16 protein-coding genes are annotated in these 13,852 nt (G+C 48.5%); 4 read left to right on the top strand and 12 right to left on the bottom strand.

The features are described 5' to 3' along the window. Nucleotides 1-363 precede the first annotated feature (363 nt). From AC23NW_RS30870 to AC23NW_RS30855, 4 genes are all read left to right on the top strand, one after another. The gene (locus AC23NW_RS30870; protein WP_293844692.1) at nt 364-549 is read left to right on the top strand and encodes a hypothetical protein; all 186 of its coding nucleotides are present in this window, start codon (nt 364-366) and stop codon (nt 547-549) included. A gap of 58 nt (nt 550-607) precedes the next feature. After that, a complete protein-coding gene (locus tag AC23NW_RS30865; protein ID WP_293844694.1) occupies nt 608-1,024 on the top strand; it encodes a four-helix bundle copper-binding protein in 417 nt (138 codons plus the stop codon). Between the two features lie 245 nt (nt 1,025-1,269). After that, entirely contained in the window at nt 1,270-1,776 is a 507-nt protein-coding gene (locus AC23NW_RS30860) for a pyridoxamine 5'-phosphate oxidase family protein (protein ID WP_293844697.1), read from the top strand. Nucleotides 1,777-1,887: 111 nt separating this feature from the next. Next, the gene (locus AC23NW_RS30855; protein WP_487454377.1) at nt 1,888-2,619 is read left to right on the top strand and encodes a DUF3891 family protein; all 732 of its coding nucleotides are present in this window, start codon (nt 1,888-1,890) and stop codon (nt 2,617-2,619) included. Between the two features lie 94 nt (nt 2,620-2,713). Here AC23NW_RS30855 and glgX read toward each other — a convergent pair whose 3' ends face one another. The 12 genes from glgX to AC23NW_RS30795 form a co-directional block, all read right to left on the bottom strand. After that, nucleotides 2,714-4,840: a glycogen debranching protein GlgX gene (gene glgX / locus AC23NW_RS30850; RefSeq protein WP_487454375.1), complete on the bottom strand. Its 2,127-nt coding sequence runs from the start codon at nt 4,838-4,840 to the stop codon at nt 2,714-2,716. Nucleotides 4,841-4,956: 116 nt separating this feature from the next. Further along, nucleotides 4,957-5,586, bottom strand: a complete 630-nt coding sequence (locus AC23NW_RS30845) for a hypothetical protein (RefSeq protein ID WP_487454374.1) — start codon at nt 5,584-5,586, stop codon at nt 4,957-4,959. Between the two features lie 126 nt (nt 5,587-5,712). Then, a complete protein-coding gene (locus AC23NW_RS30840; RefSeq protein WP_487454373.1) occupies nt 5,713-6,564 on the bottom strand; it encodes an SDR family oxidoreductase in 852 nt (283 codons plus the stop codon). Nucleotides 6,565-6,668: 104 nt separating this feature from the next. After that, complete coding sequence (locus AC23NW_RS30835) at nt 6,669-7,532, bottom strand: helix-turn-helix domain-containing protein (RefSeq protein ID WP_487454371.1); 864 nt, start codon at nt 7,530-7,532, stop codon at nt 6,669-6,671. Nucleotides 7,533-7,663: 131 nt separating this feature from the next. Then, a complete protein-coding gene (locus tag AC23NW_RS30830; RefSeq protein WP_487454369.1) occupies nt 7,664-8,119 on the bottom strand; it encodes a ferritin-like domain-containing protein in 456 nt (151 codons plus the stop codon). Between the two features lie 103 nt (nt 8,120-8,222). Beyond that, nucleotides 8,223-8,570, bottom strand: a complete 348-nt coding sequence (locus AC23NW_RS30825) for a DUF3140 domain-containing protein (RefSeq protein WP_487454367.1) — start codon at nt 8,568-8,570, stop codon at nt 8,223-8,225. A gap of 2 nt (nt 8,571-8,572) precedes the next feature. Then, nucleotides 8,573-8,788 carry a hypervirulence associated TUDOR domain-containing protein gene (locus AC23NW_RS30820; RefSeq protein WP_487454366.1) on the bottom strand — a complete coding sequence of 72 codons (216 nt, stop codon included), beginning with the start codon at nt 8,786-8,788 and terminating at the stop codon, nt 8,573-8,575. Between the two features lie 17 nt (nt 8,789-8,805). Then, nucleotides 8,806-9,516, bottom strand: coding sequence for a YiaD family glycine zipper/OmpA-like lipoprotein (locus AC23NW_RS30815; RefSeq protein WP_293834768.1), 711 nt, complete (start codon nt 9,514-9,516; stop codon nt 8,806-8,808). Nucleotides 9,517-9,814: 298 nt separating this feature from the next. Next, a complete protein-coding gene (locus AC23NW_RS30810) occupies nt 9,815-10,210 on the bottom strand; it encodes a type II toxin-antitoxin system VapC family toxin (protein WP_487454364.1) in 396 nt (131 codons plus the stop codon). Nucleotide 10,211: 1 nt separating this feature from the next. Beyond that, nucleotides 10,212-10,430, bottom strand: coding sequence for a DUF2281 domain-containing protein (locus tag AC23NW_RS30805; protein WP_487454362.1), 219 nt, complete (start codon nt 10,428-10,430; stop codon nt 10,212-10,214). A gap of 57 nt (nt 10,431-10,487) precedes the next feature. Then, nucleotides 10,488-12,140 carry an Ig-like domain-containing domain gene (locus AC23NW_RS30800; protein ID WP_487454360.1) on the bottom strand — a complete coding sequence of 551 codons (1,653 nt, stop codon included), beginning with the start codon at nt 12,138-12,140 and terminating at the stop codon, nt 10,488-10,490. Nucleotides 12,141-12,316: 176 nt separating this feature from the next. Next, nucleotides 12,317-13,687, bottom strand: a complete 1,371-nt coding sequence (locus tag AC23NW_RS30795) for a S8 family peptidase (RefSeq protein WP_487454359.1) — start codon at nt 13,685-13,687, stop codon at nt 12,317-12,319. Nucleotides 13,688-13,852 lie beyond the last annotated feature (165 nt).

The raw sequence follows: 13,852 nt of genomic DNA, 5'->3' as shown, positions 1-13,852 counted from the left end.
TGATAATGGTCCGGTTTGTCTGAAAGCAGACAGCCGGACCATTATTTTTTATATCCGGATTTATTGTGTCCGTTAATAATATATAGTGACACTATAGGTTTTATTTACTGAACGTAGAAAGAGTGTGTAATTATCTCCCCAACGCTCCCCGTGAATTCCACAGCCAGAATAAATAATTAAAACAATTCTACAGTATCTGGCACGGATAAAATAAATAATAAGTGCCTTTTAGTCAGGAGGTTATTTATTTTTTGTTACTTCCTGAGGTTATCTCCGTCTACAATGGCACTAAATAAGCTATAGAGTTAATCAAAGAACAATACAGAGAAAGCTATGTGGAGCAATACTCATTTTCCGGCAGCCATGCGATCGCTAAATCCAAGCACACGTGAGAAAGCGATTGAGATAGCAAACTTCCTGATCACAAACGGAGAAGTTGATAAAGCGCAGGCCGTTGTCATCAGCATTGCTGAGGCACGCCGGCTGGCCCGTCAGGCACGGGTGGTTAATGAGCCCGCACCGGCTTACTCCTATACACGCCGGCTGTAACAGACAGTCAACAGCATTATCGTTCACCCGTTACCAACATCGAAAAATAACTTAACTTATGAACTGGAAGAAAAGTATCTACGACACCTTGACAAGCTGTGCCACATTATGTGATGAATCAGCAACGGCCTGTTCAAGAAAAACCGATATCGAAAACTGGTACCGCTATATCTTCCTTAACCTTGACTGTGCAGACGTTTGCCGTCAGGTAGCCATGTTATACGTACGGGGATCAGAAAATACCCGGTTACTGGCAAAAACCTGCATCGAAATCTGTGAAAAGTGTGCAGACGAGGCCGCTAAGTTCTCTACTGAAGAAAGTGCACAGGTGTTTGCCATGTGTCACCAAACTATCCGGAGCTGCGTTTCTATTCTTGAAATGGCTCATCAGGAAAGCATTGAAACCACTAATCCGGCAACAACACCTTCATCTTTGTTTTACGGAATCGACCTCCGCGAAACATTATATAACTAATCGACTGTAAACAGTTCGGGCCGGTTAAGCCGGTTAGGTCTGACATCGATAAAAATATCCGGAAGCAAGGGGTCATGGCAGGTAAGCAGATGTGGAGTGAGATCGTAGTTGCTGCCTGAATGCTGAAGCTGTAGAGGTAAGAATCAATAGCGGACAAAATCCTGCTATGATCCAACCCTTCCGGGTTTTATTACTCAACAGTAAATTACCGGCCTGACGGTCCGTGATTTACGTCTCTCAACGTTATGAATACGCAACAACAAAACAGTGAACACCTTAAAAAAGTCCGTGAACTGATCGACGATATCAAAATCGGTATGATGACGACAGTCGGCAGTGACGGCAAACTACTGAGCCGCCCAATGGCTACCATGCAAGTGGATCAGGATGGGTATCTGTGGTTCTTTACGAAGAAAAACTCTCCGAAAACAGAACAGATCGACAATCATCAACAACTGGTAAACGTCAGCTATGCTGATGTCAGCGATGCGTCGTATGTCTCGGTTTCCGGCCATGCCGAAGAGACAGATGACCGGGCGAAAATTGATGAGCTCTGGTCACCTGTTGCCAAGCCATGGTTTCCGGAGGGAAAAGAAGATCCGGAGCTTACCCTGTTGAAAGTAGAAATGGACACAGTAGAGTACTGGGACTCTACTTCCAGCCGAATGGTTCGTTTGTTTGAAATGGCCCGCGCCATTCTGACCGGCGACACCTACAAGGAAGGAGAAAACGAAAAAGTAGTATTACATTAATTATGGTTCCGAAGGTGAATGTTTACCAGAGCGTTTCACCACATAGCTTCCTCTTTTTAACGAAGCCACTCTGTAAAGGGTGGCTTTTTTTACGGAGCAGCAATTACTGACATGATTGTTAAACAGATTGATATAGGCTGGCAGATCATTCATCAGCAGGCACACGGGCTGCTGGCCTTTCAGCTTGCGCTGTGCTGGAAAAAGCGGCTCAGACCATCGCATTGGGTGGAAACGCTGATTGCCCTGACCGAGCACGACGACGGGCAGGATGTGTGGGCGAAGCGCAATCACCTGACTACTGCCGGTGCTCCGCTCGATTTTAAAATACTGGAATATTCTGTGGAACAATGCCGGAATATGATCCGGATCGGACTGGAAAAAAGCCGGTGGAACGCGCTGATGCTGTCCATGCATACCACATTCCTGTATACCGCTAAACGTGGGCAGGATAAGGCGCTTGATGCCTTTCTGGATGAGCAGGTAAAGAACCAGAAAACGTGGCGTGAAGCCTGTCTGGCGTCTCAGCAGGAAGCGGATTATGCCTATGCGTTCCTGCAATGGTGTGATGCGCTTTCCCTGATTTTGTGTCAGGATCTGCTGCCACCGGATGGCCGTCGCCTCGAAATAAGTAAAGGGCCGGACGGCAAACCCTGTTTTATTTTTCAGCAGCCACAAGGGCAACTTAGTGTAGACCCGTGGCCGTTCGAGCAGGATGCTTTTACCGTGCATGTCGAAGCGTATCAGGTCCCTCAGTTAAGTTTTGCCTCAGATGAAGAATTATACAATGCGATTCACGATTGCGAAGTAGTCCAACTGATGTGGGAGTTCGCAAAAGGGGGATAAAAAAACAGCCCGGGCGTTTAAACGCCCGGGCTGTTTTTCAGGACCTTCCAGGAAGTTATCAACTTCCTGGAAGGTCCTGAAAAAGATACTGCTATTACGACAGACAATGCAGCAACACCGATGATCGGGCCGGTAGGGTAAAGCCTTCGCCGCCACGAACTACTTTCTCTTTCGGATGCACCTGTCCTTTTGCCGTGTCGGCCAGAATATGCCAGCCCCCGCGGCTACCTTTCGGAATGTGGAAGGTCAGGTCTTCCCAGTACGCATTCATGAGCCAGAGCAGCATTTCTTTTTTGCCTTCCTTTTCGCCAATCTGCGTACCATCTTCATTCTGTTCGTCAACGGCTGATCCGTCAATCAGCAGACCAAGACAGCGTGTCTGACCGTTTTCGTAATCAGCTCCTTCCATTGGCTGACCATCGCAGCGCAGCCATGTAATCTGTTCTGTTGTATAGAACCGGCGGCGGCTCAAGAGCGGTGTTTCCTGCCGCAGCGCCGTTAATTGCGCTGTGAAGTCAAATAAAGCCTGTTGCTTGTCGTCCCACTGCCAGTTCATCCAGCTGATTTCGTTATCCTGACAATAGGCGTTATTGTTGCCGTGTTGTGTGCGACCACATTCGTCGCCCATTACCAGCATTGGCGTACCCTGACTAAAGAAAAGGGTCGTCAGGAAATTGCGTTTCTGGCGTTCACGCAGTTCATTGATCGCCTCATCGTCGGTCGGGCCTTCGGCACCGTGATTCCAGCTGAGGTTATCGTTGTGGCCATCGCGGTTGTCTTCGCCGTTGGCGTCGTTATGTTTATCGTTGTAGCTGACCAGGTCATTCAGCGTAAAGCCGTCGTGCGCCGTAATCAGGTTCACGCTATGGGCCGGTGAGCGGCCATCATTGGCATACATATCCGGGCTACCCAGCACGCGGCAGGTCATTTCATGGGCCTTGCCTTCGTCGCTTTTCCAGAAAGCCCGTACAGAATCACGGTAGCGACCGTTCCATTCAGCCCAGCGTACTGGGAAATTACCAACCTGATACGACTGGATATCCCATGGTTCGGCAATGAGTTTTACCGATGCCAGAATCGGGTCCTGGGCCACCGCATCAAGGAACGAGGACACGCGGCCGGTTTCTTCTTCGTCGCGGGTAAGGGCAGGGGCAAGGTCGAAGCGGAAGCCGTCGACGTGCATGTCAGTAACCCAGTACCGCAGGCTATCCATCACCAGCTGCAGCACCCGCGGATGAGTAAGATCCAGCGTGTTGCCCGTACCGGTATAATCCATATAAAACTCCGGCTGTGACTCAACAACGCGGTAATACGACCGGTTGTCAATGCCTTTAAACATCAGCGTCGGACCATACTGGTTACCTTCGCAGGTATGGTTGTAAACCACATCCAGAATGACCTCAATGCCTTCTTTGTGCAGGGCCTTCACCATTTCCTTAAACTCGGTTACCTGACCACCCATCATACCTGATGAGGTGTAGCCGTTGTGCGGCGCAAAGAAGCCGATTGAGTTATAGCCCCAGTAGCTGTCGTTGGCAAACTGATGTACCGGCAATAGCTCAACGGCTGTTACGCCCAGTTTTTTCAGATAACCGATACTTTCCGGCGTGCCCAGCGCTGCATACGAACCACGGATGTTCTCGCTGATGGTTGGATGCTGGTGCGTAAAGCCCTTCACGTGCATCTCGTAAATAACCGACTTATGCAGCGGAATGGCTGGTGGCGTGTCGTCGCCCCAGTCAAATGCCGGGTCCACTACCACACTTTTCGGAGCCGTCGGCCCGCTGTCTGAATCATTGAATACGCGGTGCCGGTTTTCATCCTGACTCATGAAATCATAGCCAAGCAAGGTATCATCCTGCGTGACCGGGGCATTGATAGCCCGCGCATATGGATCAAGCAGCAGCTTATTCGGATTGAAATAGTGACCGTTTTCCGGCTCATAAGGGCCTTCAACGCGGTAGCCGTATAATTGTCCTGGCTTTACATCATCGAGGTAAATGTGCCAGACCAGTTCCGTACGTTCAGTAAGGGGAATGCGGACTTTTTCCTGATCAGGTTTGTCGGCATCGTAGAGGCAAAGCCAGACGGCGGTTGCATTTTCACTAAAAAGAGCAAAGTTGGTGCCCTGACCATCAAAATTGGCACCACGGGGGTACGGCTTGCCCGGTTTCGACTGAATCGATTCCTGCGAAGCGTCTGCAGTTTCTGTATTTTTCATAACGTGTAGCGTTCCAGCCAAACTTATGTTGAGTGTTTGGTAAGAAAACTACACGTTCAGGCAGAATGTTTTATCGTAAGCCGTGTTTATACCGGTTATATTCCCGGAATAATGATTTAATAAACAGGCTTACAATAAAGGTTAATTAGCTTGTCAATTTTGCCGGTCTGTTCGTAAAGATAAGTTGGCAGATAAGCTTTATGATCAGCTGTCAGACCGTAATCAGAAAGTAGAAACAGGCTATACAGTTCGCTCATGTGTGACGGTATCCGTTTCATTTTCTTTCGTTTATCCCTTTGCGCCATATCGGGATCCTGCCAGATTTTATCATTGAAACTGAGTGCCTCTTCCATTTTCTGCTTACTCCATTTGGGTTCAATCAGAAACCGGAAACCAGCGTTTCGGGCGGCCATTAGTTTTTTCCGGCCTTCCCTGAATTCATACCTTGTCTGATTTCGCTGGTTTGTATCAGCAGGATAAATCATGTCGAGCGGAAACCAGATGGTTTCCGGATGCCGGATAGTGACTTCTTTTCCGTTGATTTCCATTTCCCACTCCATCGGTAACCGCTTTTGAATCTCAGCAAGCAGTTTGTCATCCGGTTGGACTGTCGATGGCGTTTGAGCCTGGAGCCGGGTGACAGAGAAACCGGCTGCGAGAAAAAATACACAGACAGCGCGTAGTATCCTGAAATCCATTACCGTGCAATCAATTGATACGTGATGTAAGGAGGTGGGTGTTTTCATAAAATGATTTGAAGGGTGCAAGGGAATAACGCTATGTATCGGGTAATTGATATGCATCAATATGAAATAAAAAAACGCTGAAGAAACCTGTGTTTCTTCAGCGTTTTTCGGGTATAACCAGCAGGTTTACAGCGCTGCCAGTGCCGCCGCTACTGTTTCGGCCAGTGGCGTTGTCGGGTGGCCGATCAGGCTGGATAGCTGATGGCCGCCGTCAAATAAATCGCCTTTGGACGCCGAAACATCCCAGCCGGCAATGGCATGGGTAAATCCTTCCGGAATGCCGAATGAAGCCAGAATCGCTGCGTACTCGCCTTCCGGCAGGTTTTTGTACGGAATGTCCTTTCCGGTCTGTTTCGAAATTTCAGCAGCCAGTTCTGTCAAGGTATAGGCCTGATCGCCGGCGAGTTCGTAGGTTTTGCCTTGATGGCCCTCTGTGGTCAGGACCACTGCGGCTGCTTCGGCAAAATCTTTACGGGCTGCCGACGAAATTTTGCCGTCGCCCGCGCTGCCTAAATATGCGCCCCCGGCCACTGCACCGGCTACCGAACCAGTGTAATTTTCGGTATACCAGCCATTGCGCAGCAATGTGTAGGGGATACCTGATTCAGCCAACAGCGCTTCCGTGGCAAGGTGTTCGCCGGCCAGACTGATGGTTGATGTATCGGCATGCAGCAGACTCGTATAGACAATCCAGGTAACACCCGTTTGTTTGGCAGCTTCAATAACGTTTTTGTGCTGAGCAGCCCGCTTACCGATTTCATTGCCGGAAATCAGAAGAAGTGTATCGACACTGGTCAGGGCAGTCACCAGTGTTTCAGGTTGTTCATAATCGGCTTCGCGTACCTCAACGCCAAGGTCGCCGGCTTTGGCGGCAGAACGTACGAGGGCAACAATGTTTTCGGAAGCTGTTTTCTCTGTTAAATAAGATAATACAAGACGGCCCAGCTGGCCGGTGGCTCCTGTCAATGCTATTTTCATGTGTTTAATTCGTTTAGCGTACTACTGATTTCGATGGCAAATTTCAGCATCAAACGGGGAGTAATAAAGGTAAAAAGCGGTTAAATGATGGTACTTTTGCTCCGTTAGCGGATAAGGTAGCTTCCTCTGAAGTCCGCGGGCGTTTTACCGCTATGTTTCCGGAAATACTTTCCGAAATAGGCAGGATCATCAAAACCAAGTTTATAGCCGATTTCCTTCACTGAAAAGCCGGTATGTACCAGCAGCCGTTTGGCTTCCAGCATAACACGTTCATCAATCAATGCCTTTGGCGATTTACCCAGCGTGCGGAGTGTAGCCGACGTGAGTTTTTTTTCGGAAATATTAAGCCCGCCGGCATAGCTGTTTACTGATTTTTGCACGGCAAACTGACGCTCCAGTAAATCCTTAAACTGAATTGTATAGGCGAGGTGCTGATCCTTTGCTATTTCAGTATAACCTGACCGTTTACGTTCGCGCTCGGCGCTTGTCAGCAGTGCGCTGAGCAGGCTGTGGACAATTTCATATTGATACGCATCATTCTCGTGGGTCAGCTCCGTTTCAATTTCATTAAAAATGGTCTGGAGTGAAGGGATATGTCCTACAGGCAGAGCCGTTGTTTCGAGCAGATCATTAAAAAGAATTGAACTGTGCAGTGAGGCGATATCATCTTCGGTCCTGGCAAAGAAATCGTCGGTAAACAGCAGTATTTTGCCGTCATGCGGGGTGTCGCTGGTAAGGGCTTTTACGCGGTCTTTGTTAATGAATAAGAATGCGTTTTCCTGAATCGTAACCGGCTCGAAATCAATCAGAAATGTGGCTGTGCCTTGCTGTACCCAAACAATATGGTAGAAGGTTGCCCGGTGGGGGCGGGTAATCGATTTATGGTTATGAAGGGTTTTACGGATCGGAATCACCTCAATTTCCATAGGGAGTCCGCCCTTAAAATTAACCTCGGTAATTTTTGACATGAGACCTTGCGCAAACGTATTACAATGAACCGTGAAAAACCTAATATAAGCGGTTGCTGCCAATTCCGGCGGGTGCCGAAAACAAAAAAGCCTGCACCCAAAGGGCGCAGGCTTTCCAATCCCACCATTCACTACACTACCAAGGCTAGACGAGACATCGACGTATGTGCTGATTCGATGCTCTCTTTCTGACGCAGCAGCAACTCACGGGTGCTGGCAGCCAGATCAGTTTCCTGTAAAACAGCCGTATAATCGTTCAGCGCTTCCTGATCGCCGCGCTTACATTCTTCAACTGTTGCTTTATCATCATCGCTCGCAAAAGCGGATTTAATGTTAATCCATGCACGGTGTAAGTTTGATAACACGCTCGTGCTGTTGTCCGGATCGCCGCCTAACGCGCGGACTTCGCGGTCTAATTCCATTGCATACTCTGCACGCTGACGCGACTGAGCCAGAAACAGGCTTTTCAGTTCAGCATCTTTAGCGTTTTCGGCTGCTTCCTGGTATCCTTTTTCGGCGTCGTGGCTACGGGTAAGCAGTTTGTTCAGTGCGTCGAGGATTTCACCCCGTGTTTCTTTAACAGTCATGATTTCGTTGAGTTAATTGTAATTGTTTTGAAGCTTGATAGACTTTATCTACAATTACAACGTAAAAGTTGGATAAATGTCTTGTAATGGCAACTAAAACCTATTATTTGGCCGGGTTATGCCCCCAGTTTTTGAGCGAATAGGCCCAGTTGCTTTCTTCCGGATGCGCCGGTTTCTGCGCAGAGTGTCGCTTGATGTAACTGACTACTGTTTGCATATGCTCGTAGTCGGCAGCATCAAGTTCACTCACCTTCTTTTTCAGAATGTGGATTATTTTTTTACCGGACTTATGGCCGATTGATTCGGTGCTGTCGCCCTTTTTCTGGCCCACAGCCTTTGACTCATCGGTTTTAAGCCAAGATTCAATCTGTTTTGGTGTCATGTTGACCAATTGGTCAAATTTGGCGCGGATGTCCTTTTTTTCTTTGTCGTCTACTGTATTCGTTGCCATACCTACTGTTTTTTGACTTCGCTGGCTGACTTTACTACCTCATTACCATTCTCCTGTCTGATTACCAGCGCAGGTTCGTCGGCTGAGCCTTTTCGCTTTATCTTTTTGCCCTTGATGGTTTTTGTTACATCATGTTCCGACACGTTGGTTACTTTGCCACTGGCAGTACCAGTGGCAAAGTTCCAGGTAACCTCATCTCCTTTCTTCAGAGCTGGCATAACATTACTGATTATAATTAATCAAGTTCACCGTTTTTAGCGGCCTTCTTCATCTTGTCATTGGCGAAGACGGCAATGTCAACCCGGCGGTTTTTAGCCCGTCCTGATTCTGTATCGTTGTCTGCTACCGGCTGGCTTTCACCGTATCCTTTTTCATCAATCCGTGCGTTTTTTACACTTCGTGACTTCAGATACCCTGCTACGGCGTCGGCGCGTCGGCGTGACAGTTTCAGGTTGTAATCGTCGGCTCCGGTTGCATCAGCGTGGCCTTCGATAACGATATCTGTGTCGGGATATTTGTTGAGCGTTTCGGCGAAATCATCCAGCTGCCGTTTTGTGGTGGACTTCAGGTCATATTTGTCCACATCAAACAGAATATCGGAACCGAATGTAATTTTTATGCCTTCACCGACCCGCTCGACGGTTGCGTTAGGTAACTCGCGCTGCATCTCCTCTGCCTGCTTATCCATGCGCCGTCCGATTACTGCCCCTGCTGCGCCACCAACGGTTGCACCCAGGATGGCACCAATGGCCGTATTACCTGATCTCCGTCCAATAACACCACCAATTACTGCCCCTGAGCCCGCTCCGATAGCGGCTCCGCGCTGTGTTTTGTTTGTGTTATTCTTTATGTTTTTGCAGCTCATCAATACATCTCCGGTGACTAAACTAACGGCCAGTGCAACGATGGCTACTTTCTTGCTGTGCTTCTTTGTGATCGTGTCCATAGTGGGGTAATGATTTGTTGATTTACCTGACCAAAGGCCAAATGCTGTACCAAATTTTACCGGATCACGATGTAAAAAAAGCCGATAAAAGAGTAACGTTCTGATCTATAGCGATTTGTGTTTTTGCTGAATGCTCTGAAAGTACGGGAACGGGAATGTGTGCCAAACTGATCCGGATGCATAGCTGAACAGACTTTCCTCATTCTTGTGGAATCAATTCTACAAAAAAAGTAGAGTATTTTAGGGGCTTCGGGAGGACTAATAAGAGGTAACTGCTTATGGGGTGGACTGAAAAAGCTTACCAGATTAACTGCACAACGCCATCATAAAGCCGGAATTTTTCATCGGCAGAGATCACGGGCCAGTTTTCGGCCAGGGCAGTGGCGAGAATTAGCCGGTCGAAGGGGTCGCGGTGCTGTTCGAAGAGAGGAATAAGTTGGTAACTTAAGATATGCGTATCTGTGACAGGATAAATATGGATACGTTCACTATTTAAATCATCAATGAATCCTTTAATACCTCTCCTTATTTTTAGCTTTCCGATTTTTATTTTTATGGCAATCTCAAATAACGAAATTCTGCTAAGAACAATCGTATTATCATTATCCTGAATACAGCGTTTAGCTGTCGAAGAAAGTGCAGAGCTACTTTCAATAAACCAGATTGCTGCTTGCGTATCAAGTAAATATGTCATGTTACATATAATCTTTCAGATCTTCGAGAGGGTCATTGAAATCGTCAGCTATCCATATTTGCCCCTTCATGGATCCTCCTTTTCTACGTTTTCCGGCTTGTGCCGGTTGTTCTGACTCTTCCAGAAAGGTCACAATTACTTTGGCGCGCTTTGTTGCAGGAGGTGTCTCTTCCCAGATGATTTTACCGTCTTCATAAATGGCTTCAATGGTCGTCAACATAGATTTGTTCGTTAGTTCGTCTCCAAATATAACAAAAAAGCAGGACACGTGTCCTGCTTAAAAGTCAATGTCGGTGAACTCGAAATCGCGTTTGAGGGTGATGATACCATCCTGCATGCCGGGGTGGTAAATGATCTCTTCCGGCTGTTCGAGACGCTGAATATTTCCCGTATCCCGCCGTCGGTTGCCGTTGGTATCGATAATAAGCCGGAGCCGGTAACGGCCGGGCTTGAGCTTTGGAAACGAGTAATTCTGTGTATTGTAGGCCGTTCGGATGACCTTGTAGTTTTCGTCGGTAAGCTCAATGATAAAGTTTTTTTCCGGCCGGTTGATGCGCCCCGCAATTAATCCGTAATCATCGGCTTCCAGTACCCTGTATACATATTTCTGCCGTGCCAGTGTGTCATCCTGTATGCTGAAAAACGCACCTTTCTGGATCAGTAAAGTCATTGTGTCGCGCAGGGTGGTGGTACGGGTAATACGTAACCGCGATGAGCGGTTACTCCACGTCAGATTTTCGGCCGTCAATGGCTGGGTTTTGGTGCTGTCGGTGCGGTAGAGCCGGATTTTTGATACATCCGTCCTGGTGACCGGCTTATTAAAAGTGATATTAATCTCTACGGCTTTATCTACGCTTTCGCCCGATTTAGGCGTAACATCGGCGTTCAATTTTACCTTGTCCTTTGCGCGTGATTTCAGTGTCGAGAAATAAAGCCGTTCCTTAAACTGGTTGCGGTTGCCGGTCGAGTCTTCCGTCGTAATCAGTACATGGACGGTATCTGTCGCCGCTTTGGCGGGCTGTTTGTAAAGCCGGATGAGGGTAGGGCGTTCCAGAAATGACACCAGCGTATCCGACGGACTGGCCAGTACAGTGGTGTCGCTGATCGATTTCAGGTACCGGACCGAGTAGCTTGCCATACCACTGCTGAATTCCAGCCCGACGGTTTCGTCGGTTCGTTCGCGGCGGCTGATGCGTGGCTTTACGTAACTCTTAAAGGCCTTAAGGTTAATATTGCTCAGGTTTTTGTTCAGGTCGATCACCGAATCGCGGAAGGCAATGCGCTCGCCCGGCTGGTTATTAACCAGATTCAGGTCCTTGTCTTCGAACGCATAAATCTGATACAGGTCCGATTTGACGTTTTCGAGCAGGTAATTACCGCTGCTGTCGGTGCGCGCAAAATACTGCGGCCGTTTCCGCTGGATCGGCAACGTATCTTTCGGACTGAATAAACCAACGACCATGCCCAGAATCGGCTTGCGGGTTTCGGCATCTTCGACCGTCCCGCTGATTTGCAGGGAGTCAATGGAATTTCCGGTGCTGAACACGATTTTCGGGTTTTTAGCAATATTCCGTTCCGTAATGTCGCGGATGGCATCGGCAAAGCTGATGGTATAGGTCGTATTGGGCTGGAACGGTTTATTAAAGGTCAGGCGGATACCCTCCGGCATAATTTTGGGCACAAAGGTGTTGCTGTCCTGTGGGGTAATCAGCACTTTCTGCACCAGATTTTCCGCGTTGATGTATTCGTTGAATGTCAGTTCAATAGTTTTGCCCCGGTAATTAAGCTCGCGGTTAGCCGGAATACTTTGCAGTAATACGGGGGCCAGCGAATCTTTTTTGCCACCCGGAGGCTGGGCCACCTGCGCGCACCGGCTCAGCAGGACGGGTAGCGAAAACAGAAAAAGTATAACAAGCAGTCTGTAGTTCATAAATAGCAATCGACTTCGTAGCTGCACCGCGATTAAGCGTTGGCCGGGCAACATCCGGAGTAATCCGGCTACAAAGGTAAACGCTAACCCGACTATTTTTGATGTTAATACTTCTTAAACAAAAAAGCCGCCGGAGAAAACGTACCGGCGGCTTTTTAAATTGAGGTTAGTTTTAACTAGAACGTCGACACGTTGAGGCGGCCGCCGGTAACGGTTTTGCCGGCCAGTGAAGGTGTTGGCGTAGCTGCGTTCAGGATAGCGGCTTTAATCTGGGCCGCTGTAGCTGACGGATTAATGGATTTATACAAGGCCGCGGCACCGGTCACGTGCGGCGTGGCCATCGACGTACCGCTGTAAGAACCATAGGTCGATTTGCTACCGGCTGCCGGAAGCGTTGAATAGATAGCTGAACCCGGAGCACCGATGTCTACCTGCGTAGCGCCGTAGTTTGAGAAGCTTGACAACGCACCGGCACTGGTGATAGAGGCTACCGCAATTACATTACTGTTCGGGTAGTTAGACGGATAATTGGCTACTGCGTCGTTATTGTCACCAATTCCGTCGGTACCACCGTTTCCGGCAGCTGCGATGAATAACACACCTGCCTGATTGGCACGTTCGATTGCGTCCTGAAGTGCCTGCGAGAAACCGCCGCCGCCCCATGAATTATTGGTGGCTACGATGTTCAGACCTTTTTTCTTCAGGTTTGTGAAGTAGTCGATTGCTTTAATTGCGTTGGCGGTTGTTCCGCCGTTTGCGCCCAGAAACTTACCGGAAAGCAGTTTAACGGTCCAGTTTACACCGGCCACGCCCTTGGCATTGCCACCGACTGCACCGATTGTACCGGCTACGTGGGTACCGTGGTCATCGGCCGTTCCGTCAAAAACCGTATTATTATTACCGGCGAAATCCCAGCCATACACGTCGTCAATGTAACCGTTAGCATCGTCGTCTTTCTTGTTGCCGGCAATTTCAAACGGGTTGGTACCGGCATTGGCGGCCAGATCTTCATGGGTATACATATACCCTTCGTCGATAATGCCGACGTAGACCGTATTTGAACCGGTCTTATTATTTGCCCAGGCTGTGATGGCCTGGCTGCCATATACGTTACCGCCGGCTGACATACCCCATAAGTTAGACAGGTACGTATCATTGGAGGTGGCGTTGTGCTGGTAGATGTAATTGGGCTCGGCAAACTCCACTTCCGGAAGTCCCTGAAGTGCATCAATCGCTTCCAGAACATCAAGCGACGTGCTTACCAGCGCGATACCTTCCGTATCACCGCTCTGCTCCATCAGTTTTGTCAGGATCTTCTCGGCAACCTGCCCTTTTACTTTGGTCAATGCGTTCAGACGGCCTGCTAATCCTGCTGTTTTTGAGAACTTTACGATCAGTTCGCCTGGCACATAATTTGCTCCTGCGGCCACGCGTGCGGCGCCTGCCGGGTCTTTGGGGAGCTGAAGCTCAATAGATGATTCGCAGCTATACAGAAAAGCGCTGGTTGCCAGACCGATAGCTATAAGGCCGGCACGTTTAGTAAACATTTTGTGAAGCATAAGATAAGTTTAGGTTTTAATTGCTTTTGCCAAGATAAACAAAAACTTGTTTTGTCAATAGTGACACTAAGAATAGTGAGGTGGTCCGGTTTAGCGGCACACTGAACTTGCAAGTTTAGTATAATACTCCTGCTCAAACTGTTCAGGGCTTTT

It is taken from the genome of Arsenicibacter sp. R0_47 (assembly GCF_057652235.1).
The sequence above is the reverse complement of the archived record's forward strand: the minus strand, read 5'-3'. Positions and strand labels throughout refer to the sequence as shown.

Coding starts and splice junctions, on each gene's coding strand:
- AC23NW_RS30825 (WP_487454367.1), bottom strand. CDS start 8,570: ATGGCAACGAATACAGTAGACGACAAAGAAAAAAAGGACATCCGCGCC.
- AC23NW_RS30865 (WP_293844694.1), top strand. CDS start 608: ATGAACTGGAAGAAAAGTATCTACGACACCTTGACAAGCTGTGCCACA.
- glgX (WP_487454375.1), bottom strand. CDS start 4,840: ATGAAAAATACAGAAACTGCAGACGCTTCGCAGGAATCGATTCAGTCG.
- AC23NW_RS30860 (WP_293844697.1), top strand. CDS start 1,270: ATGAATACGCAACAACAAAACAGTGAACACCTTAAAAAAGTCCGTGAA.
- AC23NW_RS30845 (WP_487454374.1), bottom strand. CDS start 5,586: ATGAAAACACCCACCTCCTTACATCACGTATCAATTGATTGCACGGTA.
- AC23NW_RS30835 (WP_487454371.1), bottom strand. CDS start 7,532: ATGTCAAAAATTACCGAGGTTAATTTTAAGGGCGGACTCCCTATGGAA.
- AC23NW_RS30830 (WP_487454369.1), bottom strand. CDS start 8,119: ATGACTGTTAAAGAAACACGGGGTGAAATCCTCGACGCACTGAACAAA.
- AC23NW_RS30870 (WP_293844692.1), top strand. CDS start 364: ATGCGATCGCTAAATCCAAGCACACGTGAGAAAGCGATTGAGATAGCA.
- AC23NW_RS30805 (WP_487454362.1), bottom strand. CDS start 10,430: ATGTTGACGACCATTGAAGCCATTTATGAAGACGGTAAAATCATCTGG.
- AC23NW_RS30855 (WP_487454377.1), top strand. CDS start 1,888: ATGATTGTTAAACAGATTGATATAGGCTGGCAGATCATTCATCAGCAG.
- AC23NW_RS30810 (WP_487454364.1), bottom strand. CDS start 10,210: ATGACATATTTACTTGATACGCAAGCAGCAATCTGGTTTATTGAAAGT.
- AC23NW_RS30840 (WP_487454373.1), bottom strand. CDS start 6,564: ATGAAAATAGCATTGACAGGAGCCACCGGCCAGCTGGGCCGTCTTGTA.
- AC23NW_RS30795 (WP_487454359.1), bottom strand. CDS start 13,687: ATGTTTACTAAACGTGCCGGCCTTATAGCTATCGGTCTGGCAACCAGC.
- AC23NW_RS30820 (WP_487454366.1), bottom strand. CDS start 8,788: ATGCCAGCTCTGAAGAAAGGAGATGAGGTTACCTGGAACTTTGCCACT.
- AC23NW_RS30800 (WP_487454360.1), bottom strand. CDS start 12,140: ATGAACTACAGACTGCTTGTTATACTTTTTCTGTTTTCGCTACCCGTC.
- AC23NW_RS30815 (WP_293834768.1), bottom strand. CDS start 9,516: ATGGACACGATCACAAAGAAGCACAGCAAGAAAGTAGCCATCGTTGCA.